24 protein-coding genes are annotated in these 20,636 nt (G+C 64.2%); 12 read left to right on the forward strand and 12 right to left on the reverse strand.

What is annotated here, in order from left to right; all coding sequences use genetic code 11:
* Positions 1 to 56: 56 nt before the first annotated feature.
* From EN857_RS24560 to EN857_RS24570, 3 genes are all read right to left on the reverse strand, one after another.
* Positions 57 to 467 carry an SRPBCC domain-containing protein gene (locus EN857_RS24560; RefSeq protein ID WP_127392206.1) on the reverse strand — a complete coding sequence of 137 codons (411 nt, stop codon included), beginning with the start codon at positions 465 to 467 and terminating at the stop codon, positions 57 to 59.
* Positions 464 to 787 (reverse strand): metalloregulator ArsR/SmtB family transcription factor, encoded by a 324-nt coding sequence (locus tag EN857_RS24565; RefSeq protein WP_127392207.1) that lies wholly within the window; start codon positions 785 to 787, stop codon positions 464 to 466. Before EN857_RS24565 ends, EN857_RS24560 begins: the two co-directional genes overlap by 4 nt.
* Positions 788 to 1,055: 268 nt before the next feature.
* Complete coding sequence (locus tag EN857_RS24570; RefSeq protein WP_126054916.1) at positions 1,056 to 1,271, reverse strand: DUF2842 domain-containing protein; 216 nt, start codon at positions 1,269 to 1,271, stop codon at positions 1,056 to 1,058.
* Positions 1,272 to 1,423: 152 nt separating this feature from the next.
* Between EN857_RS24570 and EN857_RS24575 the strand changes: the two genes are divergently transcribed.
* On the forward strand, positions 1,424 to 2,596 hold the full coding sequence (locus EN857_RS24575; RefSeq protein ID WP_245509026.1) for a COX15/CtaA family protein: 1,173 nt from the start codon (positions 1,424 to 1,426) through the stop codon (positions 2,594 to 2,596).
* Between the two features lie 80 nt (positions 2,597 to 2,676).
* Here EN857_RS24575 and argC read toward each other — a convergent pair whose 3' ends face one another.
* Positions 2,677 to 3,609 carry an N-acetyl-gamma-glutamyl-phosphate reductase gene (gene argC / locus EN857_RS24585; RefSeq protein WP_127392208.1) on the reverse strand — a complete coding sequence of 311 codons (933 nt, stop codon included), beginning with the start codon at positions 3,607 to 3,609 and terminating at the stop codon, positions 2,677 to 2,679.
* 29 nt (positions 3,610 to 3,638) lie between these two features.
* Entirely contained in the window at positions 3,639 to 4,640 is a 1,002-nt protein-coding gene (gene speB, locus EN857_RS24590; protein ID WP_127282135.1) for an agmatinase, read from the reverse strand.
* 124 nt (positions 4,641 to 4,764) lie between these two features.
* On the opposite strand from speB, the gene EN857_RS24595 reads away from it, so the two are divergent.
* The gene (locus EN857_RS24595; protein ID WP_127392209.1) at positions 4,765 to 5,982 is read left to right on the forward strand and encodes an acyltransferase; all 1,218 of its coding nucleotides are present in this window, start codon (positions 4,765 to 4,767) and stop codon (positions 5,980 to 5,982) included.
* 95 nt (positions 5,983 to 6,077) lie between these two features.
* Complete coding sequence (locus EN857_RS24600; RefSeq protein WP_127392210.1) at positions 6,078 to 7,136, forward strand: glycerophosphodiester phosphodiesterase family protein; 1,059 nt, start codon at positions 6,078 to 6,080, stop codon at positions 7,134 to 7,136.
* A gap of 51 nt (positions 7,137 to 7,187) precedes the next feature.
* Here EN857_RS24600 and EN857_RS24605 read toward each other — a convergent pair whose 3' ends face one another.
* Complete coding sequence (locus tag EN857_RS24605) at positions 7,188 to 8,057, reverse strand: aldo/keto reductase family oxidoreductase (RefSeq protein ID WP_128276449.1); 870 nt, start codon at positions 8,055 to 8,057, stop codon at positions 7,188 to 7,190.
* 94 nt (positions 8,058 to 8,151) lie between these two features.
* Between EN857_RS24605 and EN857_RS24610 the strand changes: the two genes are divergently transcribed.
* Positions 8,152 to 9,063: a LysR family transcriptional regulator gene (locus EN857_RS24610; protein ID WP_127311851.1), complete on the forward strand. Its 912-nt coding sequence runs from the start codon at positions 8,152 to 8,154 to the stop codon at positions 9,061 to 9,063.
* Positions 9,064 to 9,125: 62 nt separating this feature from the next.
* Here EN857_RS24610 and rpsI read toward each other — a convergent pair whose 3' ends face one another.
* The 3 genes from rpsI to EN857_RS24625 all read right to left on the reverse strand — a co-directional run bounded on the left by rpsI (position 9,126) and on the right by EN857_RS24625 (position 10,758).
* Positions 9,126 to 9,602 carry a 30S ribosomal protein S9 gene (rpsI, locus tag EN857_RS24615; protein ID WP_126054908.1) on the reverse strand — a complete coding sequence of 159 codons (477 nt, stop codon included), beginning with the start codon at positions 9,600 to 9,602 and terminating at the stop codon, positions 9,126 to 9,128.
* Positions 9,602 to 10,066: a 50S ribosomal protein L13 gene (gene rplM, locus EN857_RS24620; RefSeq protein WP_126054907.1), complete on the reverse strand. Its 465-nt coding sequence runs from the start codon at positions 10,064 to 10,066 to the stop codon at positions 9,602 to 9,604. Before rplM ends, rpsI begins: the two co-directional genes overlap by 1 nt.
* Before the next feature lie 227 nt (positions 10,067 to 10,293).
* Positions 10,294 to 10,758 carry a PaaI family thioesterase gene (locus EN857_RS24625; protein WP_127312045.1) on the reverse strand — a complete coding sequence of 155 codons (465 nt, stop codon included), beginning with the start codon at positions 10,756 to 10,758 and terminating at the stop codon, positions 10,294 to 10,296.
* 185 nt (positions 10,759 to 10,943) lie between these two features.
* Here EN857_RS24625 and EN857_RS24630 point away from each other — a divergent pair, with 185 nt between their 5' ends.
* From EN857_RS24630 to EN857_RS24655, 6 genes are all read left to right on the forward strand, one after another.
* Complete coding sequence (locus EN857_RS24630) at positions 10,944 to 11,765, forward strand: enoyl-CoA hydratase (protein ID WP_127393936.1); 822 nt, start codon at positions 10,944 to 10,946, stop codon at positions 11,763 to 11,765.
* Between the two features lie 25 nt (positions 11,766 to 11,790).
* The gene (locus EN857_RS24635) at positions 11,791 to 12,213 is read left to right on the forward strand and encodes a VOC family protein (protein WP_127393937.1); all 423 of its coding nucleotides are present in this window, start codon (positions 11,791 to 11,793) and stop codon (positions 12,211 to 12,213) included.
* Positions 12,214 to 12,221: 8 nt separating this feature from the next.
* Positions 12,222 to 13,004: an AAA family ATPase gene (locus tag EN857_RS24640; protein WP_127393938.1), complete on the forward strand. Its 783-nt coding sequence runs from the start codon at positions 12,222 to 12,224 to the stop codon at positions 13,002 to 13,004.
* Positions 13,001 to 13,522 carry a CoA-binding protein gene (locus EN857_RS24645; protein ID WP_127282126.1) on the forward strand — a complete coding sequence of 174 codons (522 nt, stop codon included), beginning with the start codon at positions 13,001 to 13,003 and terminating at the stop codon, positions 13,520 to 13,522. Before EN857_RS24640 ends, EN857_RS24645 begins: the two co-directional genes overlap by 4 nt.
* A 160-nt stretch (positions 13,523 to 13,682) precedes the next feature.
* Positions 13,683 to 14,963, forward strand: coding sequence for an O-acetylhomoserine aminocarboxypropyltransferase (locus tag EN857_RS24650; protein ID WP_126054901.1), 1,281 nt, complete (start codon positions 13,683 to 13,685; stop codon positions 14,961 to 14,963).
* The gene (locus EN857_RS24655; protein ID WP_127310820.1) at positions 14,963 to 15,313 is read left to right on the forward strand and encodes a cupin domain-containing protein; all 351 of its coding nucleotides are present in this window, start codon (positions 14,963 to 14,965) and stop codon (positions 15,311 to 15,313) included. Before EN857_RS24650 ends, EN857_RS24655 begins: the two co-directional genes overlap by 1 nt.
* 453 nt (positions 15,314 to 15,766) lie before the next feature.
* Here EN857_RS24655 and EN857_RS24660 read toward each other — a convergent pair whose 3' ends face one another.
* Together EN857_RS24660 and EN857_RS24665 are read right to left on the reverse strand one after the other, a co-directional pair.
* On the reverse strand, positions 15,767 to 16,474 hold the full coding sequence (locus EN857_RS24660) for a transporter substrate-binding domain-containing protein (protein ID WP_127310821.1): 708 nt from the start codon (positions 16,472 to 16,474) through the stop codon (positions 15,767 to 15,769).
* Between the two features lie 25 nt (positions 16,475 to 16,499).
* A complete protein-coding gene (locus EN857_RS24665) occupies positions 16,500 to 17,753 on the reverse strand; it encodes a cytochrome P450 (RefSeq protein ID WP_135859288.1) in 1,254 nt (417 codons plus the stop codon).
* A 104-nt stretch (positions 17,754 to 17,857) separates the two neighbouring features.
* Between EN857_RS24665 and EN857_RS24670 the strand changes: the two genes are divergently transcribed.
* On the forward strand, positions 17,858 to 18,961 hold the full coding sequence (locus tag EN857_RS24670) for an FAD-dependent oxidoreductase (RefSeq protein ID WP_135859289.1): 1,104 nt from the start codon (positions 17,858 to 17,860) through the stop codon (positions 18,959 to 18,961).
* Here the strand turns inward: EN857_RS24670 and EN857_RS24675 are convergent.
* On the reverse strand, positions 18,958 to 19,551 hold the full coding sequence (locus EN857_RS24675; protein ID WP_127393425.1) for a hypothetical protein: 594 nt from the start codon (positions 19,549 to 19,551) through the stop codon (positions 18,958 to 18,960). The two genes, EN857_RS24670 and EN857_RS24675, sit on opposite strands and share 4 nt — an antisense overlap.
* A gap of 335 nt (positions 19,552 to 19,886) precedes the next feature.
* On the opposite strand from EN857_RS24675, the gene EN857_RS24680 reads away from it, so the two are divergent.
* Entirely contained in the window at positions 19,887 to 20,516 is a 630-nt protein-coding gene (locus EN857_RS24680) for an ATP-dependent Clp protease proteolytic subunit (protein ID WP_127282119.1), read from the forward strand.
* Positions 20,517 to 20,636: the final 120 nt, after the last annotated feature.

Genomic DNA, 20,636 nt, shown 5'->3' on the forward strand with positions numbered 1-20,636 from the left:
TCGTGCGCGGCATAGCGCGTGGTGAACGTGGGCTTGACTTGAACTGCCGGTAGACTTCAGTCCATCCGCGCCAGCACCTGCTCCAGGGCTGCAAGGTACCTCGGCCAGCCGACGGTGGCGCCCCGGTAGTAGGGTTGCTGATCCGGCCGGAAGCCGGTCTGCTCCATGCGTAAATGGGTTCCCGTGCTCGTGGGGGTGAGCGTCCAGGTGACGACGCTCTCGAGATCCTTGGTGTCCCAACTGTAGGACAGCGTCTTGTTGGGCTCGACCGTTTGGACCTGGCAGTCGACGCCGCCCCAGTCCGCGCTGACACTGAAACGATGGTCCACGACCGGCTTGAAGTTGTTCTTCATCAGCCACTCCTCGATCAGATGCGGTTGCGTCAGCGCGCGCCAGATCTTTTCCGGCGGATAAGGTATCTCCCGCTCGACGACGACGGAGCGGGTTTCGGTTGCAGTATTGATCATTGGTCCATTCTTTTGAGCAGATCCTCGAGGTCGTCGAACCGGCTCTCCCAGAAGCCGGCCATCTGGCGTGTCCAATCCATCAGGGGAGCAAGCGCGCCTAGCTGCGCGCTATAGTGGGTCTGCCGTCCCTCATGGCGGTCGCGCACCAGCCCTGCCTGCCTCAGGACGCCGAGATGCTTCGACACGGCTGGCTGCGACACCCCGGACTGGGCCGTAAGGGCGCCCACGGTCTGCTCTCCCTTTTGGCACAGTCGTTCGAAGATGGCGCGCCGGGTCGGATCGGCAAGTGTCCTGAACAGCGCGTCGTGGGCATTCGTCATGGGATCGATAACCCGGTGGCTATTGATTGACGTATAACCATTGAGATATGTGTGCGTCAAGCGGGAAGGTGGAGCGGCGCGATGATCCTGGTCCTGGGAGTCGCAAGGAACGCTGGACTTCATGCGCCGGTGCCGGCGCCGCGGTCAACTTCATGTCACCGTCGCGGATGGCCGGCCCGGAGCATCAACACTTGTGGAAGTAGCGAGATGTGTTCGGCGCGCGCAATCACATCACATTCCCGTTTGCGCCCTTTGCAGGCGCCGGACTTCAGCCTTTGGGCCGCGGTTCGATGATCAGCCACTTGATGATGCCCATCGCCGGCAGCACCCACAGCAGGCCGCTCAACAGGAAGAACAGGAGATGCACCAGCGGACTCGATTCCGACAGTTGGGCAACCGCCACGATCGACGCCACCAGCGCGTAGATGACGACCAGCGCAACCAGCAGCACGGTTCCGATCAGCTTTTTGAGGCGAATGGGCATGTCGCGATCTCTTTGACGGCTATCGCTTAGGCCGATCGCAGGGTGCACGCAACCTGTCATTGGCGGCGCGACGGCGTGCCGCGCTGCCCGGCCTTGCCACCGGGGCTGCCTTGGTCCACCAATCCCGCGACCTCAATTGCCGGAACACAACCATGGCCGCCATCACTGCTGCCGCACCCTATGCCGCCCGCGATCGCGACCTGCGCAACCGGGCGCAGGTGCGCGGCTGGCTATATTTCGTGCTTCTCGTGCTGTTCGCCTTGGTGCTGGTCGGCGGCGCCACCAGGCTTACCGAATCCGGCTTGTCGATCACCGAATGGCAGCCGATCCACGGTGTCATCCCGCCGCTCAACGACGCCGAGTGGCAGGAGGAGTTCCAGCGCTACCAGCAGATCCCGCAATATGCCGAGCTCAATAAGGGCATGAGCATCGAGGCGTTCAAGTCGATCTTCTGGTGGGAGTGGGTACACCGCATCCTGGCGCGCAGCGTCGGCCTCGTCTTTGCCCTGCCGCTGCTGTTCTTCTGGGCGACGCGCCGTATTGAGCGCGGCCTTGGGCCGAAGCTCGTCGGCATCCTGCTGCTCGGCGGCCTGCAGGGCGCCATCGGCTGGTGGATGGTCGCGTCCGGCCTGGTCGACCGCGTCTCGGTCAGCCAATACCGGTTGGCCACGCATCTCACGCTGGCGGCGCTGATCTTCACCGCGACTATGGTAGTGGCGCGGGGGCTGGCGCCGCATTCCGAGCCCGCCGCCGATCGCTCGACGCAGCGGCTTGCTGGCGTCATCGTGCTGCTGGCGCTGGTGCAGATCTATCTCGGCGGGTTGGTCGCCGGGTTGGACGCCGGTTTGAGCTACAACACCTGGCCGCTGATGGACGGCAGGCTCGTTCCAGGCGATCTGCTTCTGCTCGAGCCCGCCTGGCGCAACTTCTTCGAGAACCCGAAGACGGTGCAGTTCGTCCACCGCATCGGCGCCTACACGGTCTTTGCGGTCGCGCTCTGGCACATGATCGCGACGCGCCGGCGTCTGCCGGGAACCACCCATGCGCGCCGCGCCACGCTGCTGTTCCTGATTGTCCTGGTGCAGGCCTCGATCGGCATCGGCACGCTGTTGATGCAGGTGCCGCTGCACATGGCGCTGACCCATCAGGGTTTCGCGCTGATCCTGCTCGGATTTGCCGCCGCGCACTGGCGCGGCACCAAGGGTGCCTATCCGCTACCGACGAGACCGCCGATGAAGCGCAGGTACGTGCTCCTTGTCGGTGTAGGCGTCTCGTTGGTTGCGGCTGGGATACGTCTATCCCTACCGCCGGTGTGGTTTCCGTAAGGGATGCGGCTGGAGAAGGTTTCGGCAATGAGTTCGGGCGCGCTGACTTTCCAGCGCTTCGGAAATTCCGGCATGCCTGCTTACGGGGTGAGGCCGAGCATCAGGTCCATGTTCTGCACGGCGGCGCCCGACGCGCCCTTGCCGAGATTGTCGTAGACGGCGACCAGCAGCGCCTGCGCCCGCTCGTCATTGGCAAAGACGTAGACCTTCATCTTGTTGGTGCCGTTGTAGATTTCCGGATCGACCTCGGGGATGCGCTCCAGATGCGTGTAGGGCGCGACCTCGACCACGCCACCCTCGATCGCAGTGAAATGATCGGCCAGCGCGGCGTGCATCTCGGCGCCCGTCGGCACGCGCTCGAGGCCGCCGAGTTGCAGCGGCACCACGGTGATCATGCCTTGCGCGAAATTGCCGACCGCCGGTTGCATGATCGGGTCGTGCGAAAGCTTGGCATAGGTCCTGAGCTCCGGCACGTGCTTGTGCTGCAGGGTCAGCCCGTAGGGCAGGAATTCGGGCGCGTCCTCGCCCTTGCCGACATAGTCCTCGATCATCGGCCGGCCGCCGCCTGAATAGCCGGAAATGCCGTTGACGGTGATCGGGAAATCTGCGGGCAGCAATCCGGCCGACACCAGCGGCCTGAGCGTCGCGATCGGCCCCTGCGGCCAGCAGCCGGGATTGGCGACGCGCTTCGCGTTGGCGATCTTCCTCGCCTGGTCCTTGTCCATTTCGGCGAAACCATATTCCCAGCCGGCGGCAACGCGATGCGCGGTCGAGGCGTCGATCACCCGGGTGGTGTCATTCTCGATCAGCGACACACTTTCCTTGGCGGCGGCGTCCGGCAGGCACAGGATCGCGACATCGGCGGCATTAAGGAACTCGGCCCGCGCCGCAGTTTCCTTGCGGCGCTCGGTGGGGATCGAGATGATCTCCAGGTCGCCCCGCTCGGCCAGCAGCGCCCTGATCTGCAGGCCGGTGGTGCCGTGTTCGCCGTCGATGAAGATTTTCGGTTTCATTGCCTTGAAAAGTCCCTGCGATTTCAGCGCTATATGCCCTGAGCGTGATTGACTGCAACAGTATTGCCGTTGTTTAGGTCCTCGAGCCGGGCTTTCCGCTCGGCGACCAGGCCCAGATAATGCATCGCCACCATGGAGCCCGCGATCGCCGTTATATCGGCATGATCGTAAGCGGGCGCAACCTCGACCACGTCGGCGCCGACAATGTCGATCTGGCCGAGTTGGCGCAGTGTCGACAGGATCTTCGCCGAGGACGGGCCGCCGGCGACCGGCGTGCCCGTGCCCGGTGCGAAGGCCGGGTCGAGGCAGTCGATGTCGAAGGTGAGATAGGTCTTCCTGCCGCCGGTACGGTCGACGATAGCATAGGCGATGTCGGACGCTCGCATCTCCTCGACCTCGTGACCGTAGAGGATCTTGATGCCGAACGTATCGGGGGCGTGCGTGCGGATGCCGATCTGGATCGAGCGATCGGGATCGATGATGCCTTCTTTCACGGCGCGTCCGACGAAGGAGCCGTGGTCGATGCGTTTGCCGTCGTCCGGCCAGGTGTCCTGATGGGCGTCGAACTGCACCATCGCCAGCGGTCCGTGGATGGCGGCATGCGCCTTGAGCAGCGGCCAGGTGACGAAATGGTCGCCGCCGAGCGACAACAGGAAGGCGCCTGATTTCAGGATCTTGGCCGCCTCGCGCTCGATCGTGCCGGGTGTCTTCTGATGGTTGCCGCTGTCGAGCAGGCAGTCGCCGTAGTCGACAACAGCGAGGTGCTCGAACAGGTCGCGCGAGAACGGGTACTGCGGGTCGTTGTCGAGGATCGCCGAGGCGCGGCGGATCGCCTGCGGCCCGAAGCGTGCGCCCGGCCGGTTGGTGACGGCGGCATCGAAGGGAATGCCCCACACCACCGCGTCCGCGCCCCTCACGTCCTTCGTGTATCTGCGCCGCATGAACGACAGCGCGCCGGCATAGGTCGGCTCGAAGGACGCGCCCGTCTTGGAGCGGGCGGTGAAGGCATGGTCGATGTTCTGGTTCGCCATTACGGGTCCTCGGTTTTCAGCGGGTTGCCACAACTACAGAACCGGCACGCAACATGCCAGTCACAGAGTGGGGAAACGGGAATGGCGCTCGGCGAGTGCCACGACAACACAGGATTGTATCATCATGACGCAGACCGCCTTTCTCAACCCCGCGCATATGCCGGCGGCGACCCGGACCGGCACCGTGGCGAGCGAGCGTTTCCTGGCGCTCGATTCCTGGCGTGGCATCTGCGCGCTGCTGGTGGCACTGTTCCATTTCCCGACCGACTCGACGATCTCGCAAAGCGCCTTTGTCGGCGGCTCCTACCTGTTCGTCGATTTCTTCTTCGTGTTGTCCGGCTTCGTCATCGCCAGTTCCTACGGCAACCGGCTCAGCGAGCCGGTCGAGCTTGCCCGCTTCGCACCTGTCCGCTTCGGCCGTATCTACCCGCTGCATCTCGTGATGCTCGCCGCCTTCGCCGCCTTCGAGGAATTGCGGCTCATGCTGCCGCAATTGCACGGCACGGGTGCCGAGCCGTTCACCGGCGGCTTCGACCTGAACAGCCTCGTCGCCAATCTCTTCCTGCTGCAAGGCATGGGCGTCGAGGATCATCTGAGCTGGAACGCGCCGAGCTGGAGCATCTCGGCCGAATTCTTCGCCTATCTGCTGTTTGCCGCCGTTGTCTTCACGGCAGGCCGGCGCAGCTGGATCTGGCTTGTGGCCGCTGCCGTCACCGCGCCGCTTTTCCTGCTTGCCTTCTCTCACACGCATATGGACGTGTCCTTCGACTTCGGCTTCATCCGCTGCCTCTACGGCTTCTCGCTCGGCGCGCTGCTGGCATGGTTTCAGCACGATTCCATTGCAGAGGCGCGACAGGCGCTTGCCGGTGACGGCAGGGCGCGGATCGCCTGGACGGCGGCCGAGATGGTGATGATCGCGGTGATCGGTGTTTTTGTCGCGCTGGCCGGAGACAACGATGCCGGCATCGCCGCTCCCCTGGTGTTTGCGCTGGCGCTCTACCTCTTTGCGCATGAGGGCGGCTGGATCAGCGCCTTCCTGCGCACCCGGCCGATGCCGATGCTGGGCGCGCTCTCCTATTCCATCTACATGGTCCACATCTTCGTGCAGGCGCGCATGATCAATGTCGGCGGGCTGGTGGAGCGCAAGTTCGGGCTTCACCTGCTTGGCGACATCGTGCTGCGCGGCGACCATGCGACCGGCTTCGGCGCCGATCTGCCATGGCTCGGCTTTGCCGCTATTCTCACCATGCTCGTCGCCACCATCGCCGTCTCCTGGTTCACCTGGCGCTTCGTCGAAATGCCGGCCCTGGCCTGGTTCCGGCGGCTCGCCAAGCGGATCTGAGAAGCCAATCCGTTCAAGCCCATAGCCGGCTTCGTTCACCGCCCTGTCATGCGCATCGCTTAACCGGACTGCGATCCGGAACGGAGCGATTCTTGATGCGTACCATCTGGCAAGGCCTTCTGCTTTCCGCGGCGCTCGCGGTCTCGATCGGCCATGCCTTGGCCGGCGAAACGCGCGCCAGGCAGATCCTCGACCGCTTCGAGCATGCCAACCAGTGGCGCGACCATGTGATGGTGGCGGCGCACCGCGCCGGCGGCATGCAGGCCGGCAAGACGCCTTACCCCGAGAATTCGCTCGCCGCGGTCGAGGCCTCGATCGCGCTCGGTGCCGAGATCGTCGAGGTCGACATCAGGCGCTCCAAGGACGGCGAGTTCGTCGTCATGCATGACAGCTGGCTCGACCGCACCACCAACTGCAAGGGCGAGGTGGTCGACCATACTGTCGCCGAACTGAAGAGATGCAGGCTTGTCCTGGAGGGCACCGGCGCCATCACCAGCGAGCCGGTCTCGACGCTGCGCGAAATGCTGATGGCGACCAGGGACCGGATCCTGATCAACCTCGACAACAAGCTCGACGTTCATGCTCTGCCCGGCATGATCGCGGTTGCCCGCGATCTCGGCATGGCCGATCAGGTCATCGTCAAGGAGAACCTCTGGAACCAGCAGCGGATCGACACCGTCAAGGCGGCGATCGACGCTATCGGCGGCGGCTTCCAGTTCATGCCGATCATCGCCGACGATGCCGTGCGCGACGCCGCCTTCGCCGAGAAGGTTGGCCGCGTCTTTTCCCCGGGTGCGATCGAGCTGATCAACTGGCGGGCCGGCGCCGAGACGTTGACGGAGACGGGCGGACCGCTGTTCACCAACCGCATGCGGGCGTCTGCCGTGCGCGGCGGCTGGCACCTCTGGGCCGACACCTACGCCATCGTCAACAAGCCGGGCGGCTACCTGTCGGGCGGCCGCGGCGACGAGCTGGCGGTCGCCGCAAGCCTTCCCGCCGAGACCTGGGGCTTCTGGGCCGAACGCGGCGCCACCATCATCCAGACCGACGAGCCGAAGGCGGCGATCGGCTGGCTCGCCGCCAATGGTTTTCGCGTGCCTTATGCAGATGAGGCGCGGCCGGCCGAGCCGGCGCATACGGCGAGTATTAATTAGGCGTCGGCGCCGACGCAGCTAATCTCCCCCACGAGGGGGGAGATTAGCCAATCACGCGGCTTTCGCCACGCCATCCAACTCGTCCAGCACCTCCGCCGAAAGCTCCAGCTCCGCCGCCGCAAGATTCTCCCGCAGATGCCCGACCGACGACGTGCCGGGGATCAGCAGAATGTTCGGCGAGCGTCGCAGCAGCCAGGCGAGCGCCACCTGCATCGGCGTCGCGCCGAGCCGTTCCGCCACCCGCGACAAAGTCGAAGACTGCAGCGGGCTGAAGCCGCCGAGCGGGAAGAATGGCACATAGGCGGTGCCTTCCCGCGCCAGTTGGTCGATCAGCGCGTCGTCGTCGCGGTGCGCCAGATTGTACTGGTTCTGCACGCAGACGATCTTGCAGATCCGGAGGCCTTCCTCGATCTGCGCGGGAGTGACGTTGCTCAGGCCGATATGGCGCACCAGTCCCTTGCGCTGCAACTCGGCAAGCGCTGTCAACTGCGCTTCGATCGAGCCCTCAGTCGGCCCCATCCCGAACATTATGCGCAGATTGACGACGTCCAGCACCTCAAGTCCGAGATTCCTGAGGTTGTCATGCACGGCCTGCTCAAGTTCGGTAGGCGAATTGGCCGGCAGCCAGGACGCATCGCTGCCGCGCCGCGCGCCGATCTTGGTGACGAGGACGAGGTCCTTGGGGTAAGGCGACAGCGCCTCGCGAATAATCTGGTTGGTGACGTGCGGGCCGTAATAGTCGCAGGTGTCGATATGGTCCACGCCCGATGACACCGCCTCGCGCAGCACCGCCAGTGCGGCATCGCGATCCCTGGGCGGACCAAACACATGCGGGCCGGCAAGCTGCATGGCGCCGTAGCCAAGGCGTTTCACGGTGTGGCTTCCGAGGGTGAATGTGCCGGACTTTTGGATGCTGGACATGCTGTTTCTCCTTGCTGTCGACGAGGCAGATAGGCGCTGTCGGCTGTTTCGATAATCGCTTATAATCCGGACAGGTTGTACGGGATGACGAACAATGGCGACGGATCTCAACGATCTCCAGGCGTTTATGGCGGTGGCGCGCGCAGGCGGTTTTCGCGAAGGAGCCCGCGCGACGGCGGGCAGTGCCTCCGCGCTCAGCGAAGCGATCCGCCGTCTGGAAACCCAGCTCGGTGTGAGGCTCTTCAACCGCACCACGCGCAGCGTCGCTTTGACCGAGGCTGGTGCCAGCCTGCTGGCGCGGCTCGGCCCCGCATTGGGCGAGGTAGAAGCTGCGCTCGATGTGGTGAACGGCTTTCGCGACCGGCCCGCCGGAACGTTGCGTCTCAACGTGCCGATAAGCGCCTCGCGGCTGGTGCTGCCCAAAATCGTTCCGGGATTTCTCGCGGCCTATCCCGCCATTCGCCTGGAGGTGATCGCCGAGGAGAACTTCATCGATCTGCTGGTGGCCGGCTGCGACGCCGGAATCCGCTATGACGAGCGGCTGGAGCAGGACATGATCGCGGTGCCGATCGGACCCCGAGCGCAGCGCTTCACGACCTCCGCTGCGCCGTCCTACCTTGACCGGCACGGCCGGCCGCAGCACCCGCGCGACCTGCTTGGCCATGCCTGTGTGCGCGGCCGCTTCCCGAGCGGGGTCATGACGCCCTGGGAGTTCGAGCGGGACGGCGAGGTGGTGCGGGTCGATCCCACGGGGCCATTGGTCGTCAGCATCGGTGGAGGCGTCGATCTCGCTGTCGATGCGGCGATCGCTGGTGTCGGCATTCTCTGGCTGTTTGAGGACTGGGTGCGCCCGCATTTCGAGAGCGGCGCGCTGGAACCTGTGCTGGAGCCGTGGTGGCAGAGCTTCCCGGGACCCTTCCTGTACTATCCCGGCCGACGGCTGGTGCCCGCGCCGCTGCGCGCATTCATCGACTACATAAAGACGCCGGCCGGCCGCGGTCCCTGAGCATCCCAAAAACAAAAAGGCCGCCCGGAGGCGGCCTTTCGATTGTCCAAATTTCGTAGCGCTTAGCGCTTCGAGAACTGGAAGGAGCGGCGGGCCTTCGCCTTGCCGTACTTCTTGCGCTCGACGACGCGGCTGTCGCGGGTCAGGAAGCCGCCCTTCTTGAGCACGGCGCGCAGCGCCGGCTCGTAGTAGGTCAGCGCCTTGGAGATGCCGTGACGAACGGCGCCGGCCTGGCCGGACAGGCCGCCGCCGATGACGGTGGCGACGATGTCGTATTGGCCGGCCCGGTTGGCGGCGATGATCGGCTGGTTGAGGATCATCTGCAGCACCGGACGCGCGAAGTAGCTCGCGAATTCCTTGTCGTTGACGACGATCTTGCCGGAGCCCGGCTTCACCCAGACGCGCGCGATGGCGTTCTTGCGCTTGCCGGTGGCATAGGCGCGGCCCGACTTGTCGAGCTTCTGGACGTGGACGGGAGCGGCCGGCTGCGCGACGGCAGCGGCAGTCCCGAGTTCTGCGAGCGAGGAAAGCTCAGCCATTACGAAGCCCTCTTGTTCTTGGAGTTCAGCTTGGCCACGTCGAGCGTGACGGGCTGCTGGGCGACATGCGGATGTTCAGCGCCTGCATAGACGCGGAGATTCTTCATTTGGCGACGGCCAAGCGGGCCGCGCGGGATCATGCGCTCGACGGCCTTCTCGACGACGCGCTCGGGGAAACGGCCCTCGAGCAGCTGGCGCGCGGTGCGCTCCTTGATGCCGCCGGGATGGCCGGTGTGCCAGTAGTAGACCTTGTCGGTGTACTTCTTGCCGGTGAACACCACCTTGTCGGCATTGATGACGATGACGTTGTCGCCGTCGTCGACATGCGGGGTGAAGGTGGGCTTGTGCTTGCCGCGCAGATGGTTGGCGATGACAGTGGCGAGGCGGCCGACGACGAGACCTTCGGCGTCGATCAGCACCCACTTCTTCACCACATCCGCAGGCTTCTGCGAAAAGGTAGCCATGGTTCTTGCTCTCGATTGGACCTTCCCTACCCGCGAAGGACAGGGAAAGGCGTTTCTTGTTGCTTGAATTGGCTGGGGTGTTCGCCCGTCGCCAATAACAAAGCGGCGGCCGTTGCGGGCCGCTGCTTCGCGAGGGCTTATAGGCGAGGGCAATCAGCGCGTCAAGGCGACCGAAATCTCTCTTTGCGTGGAAAACATAGCAAAAACAATGAATTGAGTAAAAGGTATTATTTTACCACATCATTCGGACGTTTCGGCGGGATCGAATAGGTGCCCGTGGCATGCGCCACCGTGTGTCCGTCCGGCCCGGCGACGATGTCGATGTCGAACACCATCAGGCTTTTTCCCAGCTTCAGGATGCGGCAATGGCCGTCGATCGGACCGGCCTTGGCCTTGCGCACGAAGTTGATGTTGAGGTTGGTGGTGACCGACAGCGCATCCGGCCCGGCATGCGATAGCACGCAGACATAGCCGCCGATGTCGGCCAACGTGAACAGGGAAGGACCGGACACCGTGCCGCCCGGACGCAGATGCCGCTCGTCGGCATTGAGCCGCACGATGCAGCCGCCGGGAAACACCTCCAGCGCCTGATAGAAGGAAAACTGGTCGTTGAGCTGCGGATAGACGCTTTCCATCAACCGATTGACGTCAGCCGCGGTCAACACCGGCTTCAGATTGCTTTGAGCGGGCATCGGCGATTTCCTATGTGCGGGACGGGCAGGGCACCCAAGGCGAGGGCGCCTGGACCAAATGTTGCGGCCGAGAAAACACGGCTAGCGGCTTTTCTTCAATCGGCAGCGTGCTAGTTCTTTTGTTCCATGGTCTGTGAAGTGCGCCACAGCAGGCCGAGAAGGATTGGGCGGAGAGGTTTGAAAACATGGCTGAAGTCGTCGCCATCAAGCCGGCAATCGCCGAGGGGCCTGTTGTCGCCAGCCTGGACAAAGGCACTCTTCGCCTGACGCTCGCCAGCCCGCCGGCCAATGCCTTGTCGCTGGCGGTGATGGCGGCGCTGATGGCCGAACTCGATCGCGCGAAATCCGACAAATCCGTGCGCGTCATCATCCTCGCGGCGTCCGGTAAGGTGTTCTGCGCCGGCCACGATCTCAAGGAACTGAGCGCCCATCGCAGCGATGCCGATCGCGGCCGGGCCTTCTTCGAGAAGACCTTTGCCGCTTGCGCCGAGTTGATGCAGGCGATCGTGCGCCACCCCAGGCCGGTCATCGCCGAGGTCGACGGCCTCGCCACCGCCGCCGGGCTGCAATTGGTCGCGAGCTGCGATCTTGCGATTGCCTCGCACGAGGCGACCTTCTGCACACCGGGCGTCAACATCGGCCTGTTCTGCTCGACGCCGATGGTGGCGCTGTCGCGCAATGTCTCGCGCAAGCAGGCCATGGAAATGCTACTGACTGGCGAGACGATCGACGCGGCCACCGCCAAAGAATTCGGCCTCATCAACCGCATCGTGCCGCGCGAATACCTGAATCAGGTTGTCAGTAAATACGCGCAAACCATTGCTTCGAAATCATCTTTGGTGGTCAAGACCGGCAAGGAGGCGTTCTACGCTCAGGCCGAGATGGGACTGGCCGACGCCTATGTGTACACCGGCCGGGTGATGGTCGAGAACATGTTGGCGCGCGACGCGGAGGAAGGCATCGGAGCTTTCGTCGGCAAGCGCAAGCCGGAATGGAAGGACGAGTAGGGCGCCCGGAAAGAGGAAGGTCCGAATGGAACCGCGTATCTCCATCATCACCGTCGCCACCGACGATCTCGATCGCGCGACGCGCTTCTACGAGGGCATGGGACTGACCCGCCATCCGGGGATCACCGAGGGCGTCGCCTTCTTCCAGATGGGTGGAGCCATTCTCGGCCTGTTCCCGCGCGAAAGCGCCGAGGAGGATTCCGGCGTCAGCTTTGCAAAAGCGCCGTCGGCCGTCTATCTCGCCTACAACACCCGCTCCGACGCCGAAGTCGACCAAGTCCTCGCCATGGCCGAGAAGGCCGGCGGCAAGATCGTCAAGCCGGCCGGCCGCGCCTTCTGGGGCGGCTGGTACGGCTATTTCGCCGATGCCGACGGCCATGTCTGGGAAGTCGCGCACAATCCGGCCTTTCCGATCGCGGAAGACGGCTCGATCTCGCTGCCGGGCTGACGCTGCCCGTGGCGCCTCGCAAGCAACTGACGCGCCTGAAGGCGCCTTATCTCAAGCGCATCCTGCTCGAGCCAGCGGGCGTCGAGGACTGGGAACAATATCCCTGGAACCTGCCGATCTTCGCCAGCCGCGCGTTCGAGTTCGAATTCACCACGCCGATCACCATTATCGTCGGCGAGAACGGCACCGGCAAATCGACGCTGCTCGAAGCCATCGGCGCGCTTGCCGGTTACGACGAGGCCGGCGGCGGCAAGGGCTACAGGCCGGTCGACCATTCCATCGCCATCGACAAAAGCGGCACCGCGCTTGCCCAGACGCTCCGTGCCCATTGGCTGCCGAAGGTCACCGCCGGCTGGTTCTTCCGAGCAGAATCCTTCTATTCGGTGGCGCGCTACCTTGATCGGGCGGCACTCGAAGACCCGTTCAAACCGCCGCCGCCCGATTTCCTCTCGTGGTCGCACGGCGAAGGTTTCATCCGCTTCTTCGAGGAGCGCTGTCGTCGGCAAGGCATCTACATCCTGGACGAGCCGGAAAGCGCGCTGTCGCCGACACGCCAGATCGAACTGCTCAAGCTGCTGAGGCGAATGGACCTGTCCGGCACCGCGCAGGTGATCATGGCGACGCACTCGCCGCTGCTGATGGCCTGTCCCGGCGCGCGCCTGTTCCGCATCAGCCGCTTCGGGCTCGACCTGGTCGATTTTCGCGACACCGACCACTTTCGCATGATGCGCGATTTCTGCGGCGATCCGGATGGTTTTCTCGCCGAAGCGCTGTATGAGGACGAGGCATGAACCACGACAGCTACGACAACACCTATATCGCCGGCATCCTCAACTCGGTGAAGACCGTCGCCATGGTCGGCGCGTCGCCCAACGACGTTCGGCCGAGCTTTTTCGTGCTGAAGTACCTGCTGGCCAAGGGGTTCTCGGTGTTTCCGATCAATCCTGGTCATGCCGGCAAGGAGATTCTAGGCCGTACCGTCTACGCAAGCCTCGCCGACGTGCCGCAGCCGGTCGACATGGTCGACATCTTTCGTGGCTCAGTCGCGGTGCCGGGTATCCTCGATCAGATTCTGCGGCTCGATCCCTTGCCGAAAGTGGTCTGGATGCAGCTTGGCGTGCGCAATGACGAGGCGGCCGCCCGCGCCGAGGCTGCCGGCATGAAGGTGGTGATGAACCGCTGCCCGAAGATCGAATACGGCAAGCTGTCCGGCGAGATCGGCTGGACCGGCGTCAATTCCGGCGTGCTGTCGTCGAAGAAGCCGCTGATGCGGCAGGGCTTCCAGAGCTTCGGCGTAAGGCAAAAATAGCCCGGCTGCCGCGGCGCAAAATTATTCCGGGAAGAATTGGATTTTCTCGGGCGCTCGTCGCAGATCGCACGCCGAAAGGTATTTTCTTCTTTGCATTCCGGGGTGGCCTTCGCCAAGAATGCCCCACGATTTCTTGCGCAGGTTCCTGAGGGAGTTTTCGATGACGCGTACGCCCGGTTTCAACACGCTTGCCATTCACGCCGGCGCCAAGCCCGATCCGGCGACGGGCGCCCGGGCGACCCCGATCTACCAGACCACCTCCTATGTTTTCGATGACGCCGACCATGCCGCCTCGCTGTTCGGCTTGAAGGCCTTCGGCAACATCTACACCCGCATCATGAACCCCACCCAGGCCGTGCTCGAGGAGCGCGTCGCGGCGCTCGAGGGCGGCACCGCGGCGCTGGCGGTCGCGTCCGGCCACGCCGCGCAGATACTGGTGTTTCACAATCTGATGCAGCCGGGCGACAATTTCGTCGCCGCGACAAGGCTTTACGGCGGCTCGATCAACCAGTTCGGCCACGCCTTCAAGAATTATGGCTGGGAGGTTCGCTGGGCTGACACCAACGATGTCTCGACCTTCGAAAGCCAGATCGACGACAGGACCAAGGCGATCTTCATCGAGAGCCTTGCCAATCCGGGCGGCATCTTCGTCGACATCGAGAAGATCGGCGACATCGCCCGCAAGCACGGCCTGCCGCTGATCGTCGACAACACGCTGGCCTCGCCCTACCTGGTGCGGCCGATCGAGCACGGCGCCGACATCGTCGTCCATTCGCTGACCAAGTTCATCGGCGGCCACGGCAATTCGATCGGCGGCGCCATCGTCGACGGCGGCACCTTCGACTGGTCGAAGTCGGGCAAATACCCGATGCTGTCGGAACCGCGCCCCGAATATGGCGGCATCGTGCTGCACGAGACCTTCGGCAATTTCGCCTTTGCGATTGCCGCGCGCGTCCTCGGTCTGCGCGACATCGGCCCGGCGATCTCGCCCTTCAACGCCTTCCTGATCCTGACCGGACTGGAAACGCTGCCGCTCAGGATGCAGCGCCATTGCGACAACGCGGCGAGCGTCGCCGGCTGGCTATCGAACCATCCCAAGGTCGCGTGGGTGAGCTATCCCAGCCTGCCCGGCGACAAGAACAACGCCCTGCAGAAGAAGTATTCGCCGCAGGGCGCCGGCGCGGTGTTCACCTTCGGTCTCAAGGGCGGCTACGCCGCGGGCGTCAAATTCGTCGAGGCGCTGGAGCTGTTCTCGCATCTTGCCAATGTCGGCGATACCAAGTCGCTGGTCATCCACCCGGCCTCGACCACGCATCGCCAGCTTTCCGACGAGCAGAAGATCAAGGCCGGCGCCGGGCCGGACACGGTCCGCCTTTCGGTCGGCATCGAGGACGTCAACGATATCGTCGCCGACCTCGAACAGGCGCTGGACAAGGTCTGATGGCGGCGCCGAACTTTCTCTCCGTCGATGTCGCAAGCGCCGAGCCGGAGGCCGGCGCGCCTGCTCCGGACCGGCTGATTTCGGGCGATCCGAAGTTCCGCACCTGGAATGTCGAGGAGCGGGACGGCGGCCTTTATGCCGGCATCTGGGAATCGACGCCCGGCAAGTGGCGCATCGTCTATGACGAGTGGGAGTTTTGCCACATCCTGTCCGGCGTCTCGGTGATCTCCGAGGACGGCGGCGAGGCGCGCACCGTCAAAGCCGGCGACAGTTTCGTGCTGCGGCCGGGCTTCAAGGGCAGCTGGGAAGTGCTTGAAACGACGCGCAAGGAGTATGTAATCAAGCTTTAATGATCTCCAAGAACAGTAGCAGGGAGAACTAGCGCCTATTGGGGATTACCATGCACTCAGGTATCGATATATACAAAATAGTGATCGTCATTGCCTGCGTGCTCGCGAACGTGTGGCTTTTAAATTTTTGTATATATGTTGTATTGCCGGCCGTTAGGGCAGGAATCTACCCGGCGCGTGGTAGGGTTTACTTGCGAGAAATGCACCCAAAGAGATTTTGGCTGGCGGTAGTATTCTTTCCGGCAGCGACCATCGTCATGTTGGCCTCCACGATCCTGTTCGTTCTTAGCATCTCTGGGAACATGTAAGGCGCCAAGTGGAATTCTGTAGGCTGCGCCTACCTGGCCAATTCGCCGGGAATTCGCGCAGGTCCTCTGAGATCCAGGGTGCAACCGGAATGCCTGAAACGACCCTTAAGGACTATGTGATCAAGCTCTGACCCCTCCAGCCGGATCAGAGCAGGCGGTCGACATCGCCCTCGGAAAATCCGTACTCGCGCATCATCTGCCGGTGCCAGGAGCCGCCGAGCAACTCGTCCAGGCAGGTATCGATGCGCTGGCGCAGGGGCGCATTGCCTTTGGCGAGCGCGAAGGCGCCGGCCGCCGGCCGCTTTTCCTCGGCCGGAACATCGATGACGGCGAGCGGCGCGTCAGGCCGTCCGGCCAGGTAGCCGCGATGCGCCATGGCGACGCTGGCATAGGCATGCACCACGCCGGCAGCGACGGCCTCGGCTGCTTCGGCCTGGGTGCCGAAGATCCTGATCCGCTCGGCCGGAACGCCGTTGCGCAGCGCCGTCTGGTGCTGGATCTGGCCCGATACAACGCCAAGGATGGCCGACGGATCGCGGCCGAGTGCCCGGTAGCCACCCAGTCCAAGCGGGTTGCCCTCGGCGACCAGCAGTCCGTCCGGCAGCATCCAGATCGGCCGGGTGAAATCGACCCGCTTCTTGCGCTCGTCCGAGATGAACAGCCCCGTGGTCATGTCCCAACGGTTCGCGGCCAATCCGGGCAGCAATCCCGCGAACTCTGCCTCGATGGCCGAAAACCCGTCCAGCCCCAATGTCTCGCAAACCTTCTCGGCGAGCACGGCGTCGCAGCCGCGCAAGGCGCCCGATGCGTCGGTGAAGCAGAAGGGCGGTTCCTGCAGGAAGGCGAATCTCATTGTCCCGATATCCGTTCGTCGCCTGTCAGAAGGCCACCGCGAGCCGTTCCAGCCCATGGAAATGATAGCTGTCGCGGAAGCGCGGCTCTTCGGCGAGGTGGAGCTTTGGCCGCCGATCGAACAGCGTCTTCAGCGAGACCTGCAGTTCGAGCCTGGCCAGCGGCGCCCCGATGCAGAAATGGATGCCGGCGCCGAAGGAGACGTTCTTCTGGTCGGCGCGGCCTGGATTGAAGGCCTGCGGCGCGGCGAAGGCTAAGGGGTCGCGGTTGGCCATGCCGAGCAGCAGCGCGATCTTGTCGCCGCGCTTGAGCACGATGTCGGGCTGGACCTCGATTTCCTCATAGGCATAGCGCAGGAACATATGCAGCGGCGCGTCGAAGCGCAGGCATTCCTCGACCGTGGCCGCGGTCGCCTCCGGCGTGGTGAAGAAACGGCTGGGGTCGCCGCCCTGCGCCAGGATCGAGCGCACCGCGTTGCCGGTCTGGTGCACGGTCGCTTCGTGGCCGGCATTGAGCAGCAGAATGGCTGATGACACCAGCTCGTCCTCGGACAGTCTCTGGCCATCTTCTTGCGCTGCGATCAGCAGCGACAGCAGGTCGTCGCCCGGCTGCTTGCGCCGCTCGGTGACGTAGCCGCGCAGGAAATCGGAAAAGTCGCGCGCGGCGCGGTTCGCGGTCTCCTCGGTCTCGCGCGTGCGGCCATGCATGTACATGGCGACGATCTGGTGCGACCAGTCGAGCAGCTGCGGCGCCATCGCCACCGGCACGCCGAGCATTTCGGCGATGATGGTGATCGGCAGCGGCGAGGCGAAGGCGGGCAAGAGGTCGACGCCGTTGGGCTCGAAGCGGTCGATCAGCTCGTTGGCCAGCGCTTCGACGCGCGGCCGCAGCCGTTCGACCTGGCGCGAGACGAATGCGCGGTTGACCAGGGTCCGCAGCCTGGTGTGCACCGGCGGCTCCAGTTCCAGCATCGAATTGGCCTCGATGCCGTCGAAGGCGGCGAGATGCGAACGGTCCTGGCCGACGCCGCGGCTGTCGGGTATGCCGGCCGGGTTCTGGCGGCCGAAGCGGCGGTCGCGCAGCAGCCGGTTGACGTCGTCGAAGCCGCCAAAGCACCAGAAGCCGTAGTCCTCCCAGAAGAAGGCGTTCGCGGCGCCATGCAGGAAGGCATAGGCCTCGTACGGGTTCAGGAAGAAGGCCGGCTCGTGCGGGTCGAGCCGCAGGCGACGGCCGGCGGGATCGAAGGCAAGGTAGGCGGGTGGCGGCATCAAATCGGTCATGCTGGATCATTAGCGCGCCTTGCCAGCCCGGTGCCAGACCGTATCTTGGCGCCCGGCAACCCAATGAATTGAGCCAGCGAGATGGCTGCGGAAGGACGGTTTCGATGAATGTGATCGTGGTCGGCGCCGGCATTGCCGGGCTTTCGACGGCGTGGTCGCTGGTCAAGGCCGGGCACAGCGTTTCCATCGTCGAGCAGGGGCCGATTCCCAATCCGCTGGCCGCGTCGGGCGACCATCACCGCATCATCCGTCGCGCCTACCGCGCCGGCACCGGCTATGGCAGGCTGATCACGGAGGCGTATGACGCCTGGGACGAGATGTGGGCCGATCTCGGCGAGAACCATCTCGATGCCAGGGGTTTCCTCTGCATCTCGCGCGAGCCCGGCGACGAGGCCGAGGAATACCGCGAAGGCCTGGAGGAGGGGAACTTTCCCTTCGAGTTGCTCGACCCCGCCGCCGCGGTCGAGCGCTGGCCGTTCCTGGAGCCGGACTCATTCCGCTACGCCTATTTTTCGACCGAGGGTGGCGCTCTGCATTGCCGCAGGATCGCCTCCGGCCTCGCTGCATGGCTGCGCGCCAACGGCGCAAATGTCTACGAACACAGCAAGGTGGTCGAGGTCGATGCCGAGGCCGGTCGGATCACGCTCGCCGGCGGCGAGACGATGCAGGCCGACCGCATCGTAGTCGCTGCCGGCGCGTGGGTGCTGAAGCTGCTCCCGGAGCTCGGCGGTGAATTGAAGACCTATCGCACCGCGCTTGCCTATGTCGAACCGCCAGCCGATCTTAGGGTGGCCTGGGAAACGGCGCCCGTCATCCTCGACGTCGGCGGCGTCACCGACGGCTACATGATCCCGCTGACGCGCGGCGCCGGCATGAAATTCGGTTCGGGCCTGCACAAGGTGCCGACCAGCGACGCCGATTGGAACCGGGCGCCGGTGCCGGGCGAGGGTGAGGTGATCCGCAACCTGTTCTCGCCGCCGATCGCCCGCATCGCTGAATACAGGGTGACCGAGGTCGTCACCTGCGCCTACACCTTCACCGCCGACGAGAAGTTCCTGGCGCACGAAAGGGGCAAATGCCTGGTCGTCTCGGCCTGCTCCGGTCATGGCTACAAGTTCGGCGCGGCGGTCGGCAGGCGTGTCGCCAAAGCCGTTGGCGACGGTGATGTCGGCGGCCTCAAGAAGTGGCTGCGGGCAGAGGTGGCCTAATCCCGGCAATGGCGCTCGATATGCACGCGCCGCCAGTGCGTGGAGCCTTCCCTGACCAGCATCCGGCGCGCCACCTTCTGGTACGAGGGCGCAATCTCGGTGATGCGCCGCCGTTCCGGCCGCACCAGCACCTCCCGGGCGACGCTTTCATATTCCGCCGGGAGCACCACGCGCCTGAGACGCTCGGGCTCGACCACCGCAGTTTCGGCGACCCGCGCATAGCGGGCCTTGCGCCACACTTTGCACAGCACCTTGCGGCCGTGGATGATGCGCCATTCCCAGGCATAGCCGCCGTCGTCCACCTTGACCGTGTGGTAGACGGTGCGGGTGACGGCCGGCACCACCTCGTAAGTGACGCGGGCTGGCGCGATCTGCTCGACGCTCGCGCGCGTGCCGTAGATCGGCGCATCGTAGTCGACGAACTGGCCGCCGGGGCTGACCATCACGTCCTCGTAGACGGTATCGTAGAGCGCCGGCCTGCGGATCGGCTCGTAGCATTCGAGCGCGCGGCCGCCGGCGGCCGTTTCCGATATCGTGGCAAGGATGGCGAGGCCCGCCACGGCCAGGGATGCAGGGCTTTTGCGGATCATGACATTCCCCCATGGAAAAGAACGCCAGTTCAACGCGGAAGTTGTACCGGAAGCTCCGTTCCCCGAAAGCGGTTTTGCAGCTTTTCGTTAAGGGGCGCGGTTAAGAAAGTGCTACCGTTTCAAAGCGCCCCGGGAGACACTGGGTCGAAAGACGCTTCGCCCGCGCCTTTCGTCGGTTGGTAGCGCTTGATTCGGCTTAACCAGATGGCTAGGAGGGGCGGCCTTGCGTTAGGGTGAGCCGGCATCCTATTTACATCCTAACGATCCAGAACCGATTCTGCCCGATTGCTCATACTCCCCGGCGCCGGAATCCCATCTTCAAAAAGGGATAGTCCATGAAGAACCCCGTCGAAACCTACATGAACCTCGTTCCGATGGTGGTCGAACAGACCAATCGCGGCGAGCGGGCCTACGACATTTTCTCGCGCCTGCTGAAAGAGCGCATCATCTTCATCACCGGTCCGGTCGAGGACGGCATGGCGACGCTGGTTTGTGCACAGCTTTTGTTCCTCGAGGCCGAGAACCCGAAGAAGGAAATCAACCTCTACATCAATTCGCCGGGCGGCGTCGTCACGTCGGGAATGGCGATCTACGACACCATGCAGTTCATCAAGCCGGCGGTGTCGACGCTCTGCATCGGCCAGGCCGCCTCGATGGGCTCGTTGCTGCTTTGCGCCGGCCACAAGGACATGCGCTTCGCCACGCCGAACGCCCGCATCATGGTCCACCAGCCGTCCGGCGGCTTCCAGGGTCAGGCCTCGGACATCGAACGTCATGCGCAGGACATCATCAAGCTGAAGCGCCGCCTCAACGAGGTCTACGTCAAGCACACCGGCAAGAGCTATGACGAGATCGAAAAGACGCTCGACCGCGACCATTTCATGACCGCCGACGAGGCCAAGGACTTTGGTCTGATCGACAAGGTCATTTCGTCCCGCGAGGCCGCCGAAGTCGTCGCCGCCTAGGCGCCGATTGGCAGCGGGTGGCGGGAAAACGCGCTTTTGGCGCGGCTTGCGGCATTTCGGCCACAATTGGCTGTTCCCTCGACGGGTGGGATTGCCTACGTTAAGGCTATGTTGATTTTC

It is taken from the genome of Mesorhizobium sp. M4B.F.Ca.ET.214.01.1.1, from assembly GCF_004791545.1.
In the GTDB taxonomy this organism is placed as follows: domain Bacteria; phylum Pseudomonadota; class Alphaproteobacteria; order Rhizobiales; family Rhizobiaceae; genus Mesorhizobium; species Mesorhizobium abyssinicae.

Coding starts and splice junctions, on each gene's coding strand:
- EN857_RS24560 (WP_127392206.1), bottom strand. CDS start 467: ATGATCAATACTGCAACCGAAACCCGCTCCGTCGTCGTCGAGCGGGAG.
- EN857_RS24565 (WP_127392207.1), bottom strand. CDS start 787: ATGACGAATGCCCACGACGCGCTGTTCAGGACACTTGCCGATCCGACC.
- EN857_RS24570 (WP_126054916.1), bottom strand. CDS start 1,271: ATGCCCATTCGCCTCAAAAAGCTGATCGGAACCGTGCTGCTGGTTGCG.
- EN857_RS24575 (WP_245509026.1), top strand. CDS start 1,424: ATGGCCGCCATCACTGCTGCCGCACCCTATGCCGCCCGCGATCGCGAC.
- argC (WP_127392208.1), bottom strand. CDS start 3,609: ATGAAACCGAAAATCTTCATCGACGGCGAACACGGCACCACCGGCCTG.
- speB (WP_127282135.1), bottom strand. CDS start 4,640: ATGGCGAACCAGAACATCGACCATGCCTTCACCGCCCGCTCCAAGACG.
- EN857_RS24595 (WP_127392209.1), top strand. CDS start 4,765: ATGACGCAGACCGCCTTTCTCAACCCCGCGCATATGCCGGCGGCGACC.
- EN857_RS24600 (WP_127392210.1), top strand. CDS start 6,078: ATGCGTACCATCTGGCAAGGCCTTCTGCTTTCCGCGGCGCTCGCGGTC.
- EN857_RS24605 (WP_128276449.1), bottom strand. CDS start 8,057: ATGTCCAGCATCCAAAAGTCCGGCACATTCACCCTCGGAAGCCACACC.
- EN857_RS24610 (WP_127311851.1), top strand. CDS start 8,152: ATGGCGACGGATCTCAACGATCTCCAGGCGTTTATGGCGGTGGCGCGC.
- rpsI (WP_126054908.1), bottom strand. CDS start 9,602: ATGGCTGAGCTTTCCTCGCTCGCAGAACTCGGGACTGCCGCTGCCGTC.
- rplM (WP_126054907.1), bottom strand. CDS start 10,066: ATGGCTACCTTTTCGCAGAAGCCTGCGGATGTGGTGAAGAAGTGGGTG.
- EN857_RS24625 (WP_127312045.1), bottom strand. CDS start 10,758: ATGCCCGCTCAAAGCAATCTGAAGCCGGTGTTGACCGCGGCTGACGTC.
- EN857_RS24630 (WP_127393936.1), top strand. CDS start 10,944: ATGGCTGAAGTCGTCGCCATCAAGCCGGCAATCGCCGAGGGGCCTGTT.
- EN857_RS24635 (WP_127393937.1), top strand. CDS start 11,791: ATGGAACCGCGTATCTCCATCATCACCGTCGCCACCGACGATCTCGAT.
- EN857_RS24645 (WP_127282126.1), top strand. CDS start 13,001: ATGAACCACGACAGCTACGACAACACCTATATCGCCGGCATCCTCAAC.
- EN857_RS24650 (WP_126054901.1), top strand. CDS start 13,683: ATGACGCGTACGCCCGGTTTCAACACGCTTGCCATTCACGCCGGCGCC.
- EN857_RS24655 (WP_127310820.1), top strand. CDS start 14,963: ATGGCGGCGCCGAACTTTCTCTCCGTCGATGTCGCAAGCGCCGAGCCG.
- EN857_RS24660 (WP_127310821.1), bottom strand. CDS start 16,474: ATGAGATTCGCCTTCCTGCAGGAACCGCCCTTCTGCTTCACCGACGCA.
- EN857_RS24665 (WP_135859288.1), bottom strand. CDS start 17,753: ATGACCGATTTGATGCCGCCACCCGCCTACCTTGCCTTCGATCCCGCC.
- EN857_RS24670 (WP_135859289.1), top strand. CDS start 17,858: ATGAATGTGATCGTGGTCGGCGCCGGCATTGCCGGGCTTTCGACGGCG.
- EN857_RS24675 (WP_127393425.1), bottom strand. CDS start 19,551: ATGATCCGCAAAAGCCCTGCATCCCTGGCCGTGGCGGGCCTCGCCATC.
- EN857_RS24680 (WP_127282119.1), top strand. CDS start 19,887: ATGAAGAACCCCGTCGAAACCTACATGAACCTCGTTCCGATGGTGGTC.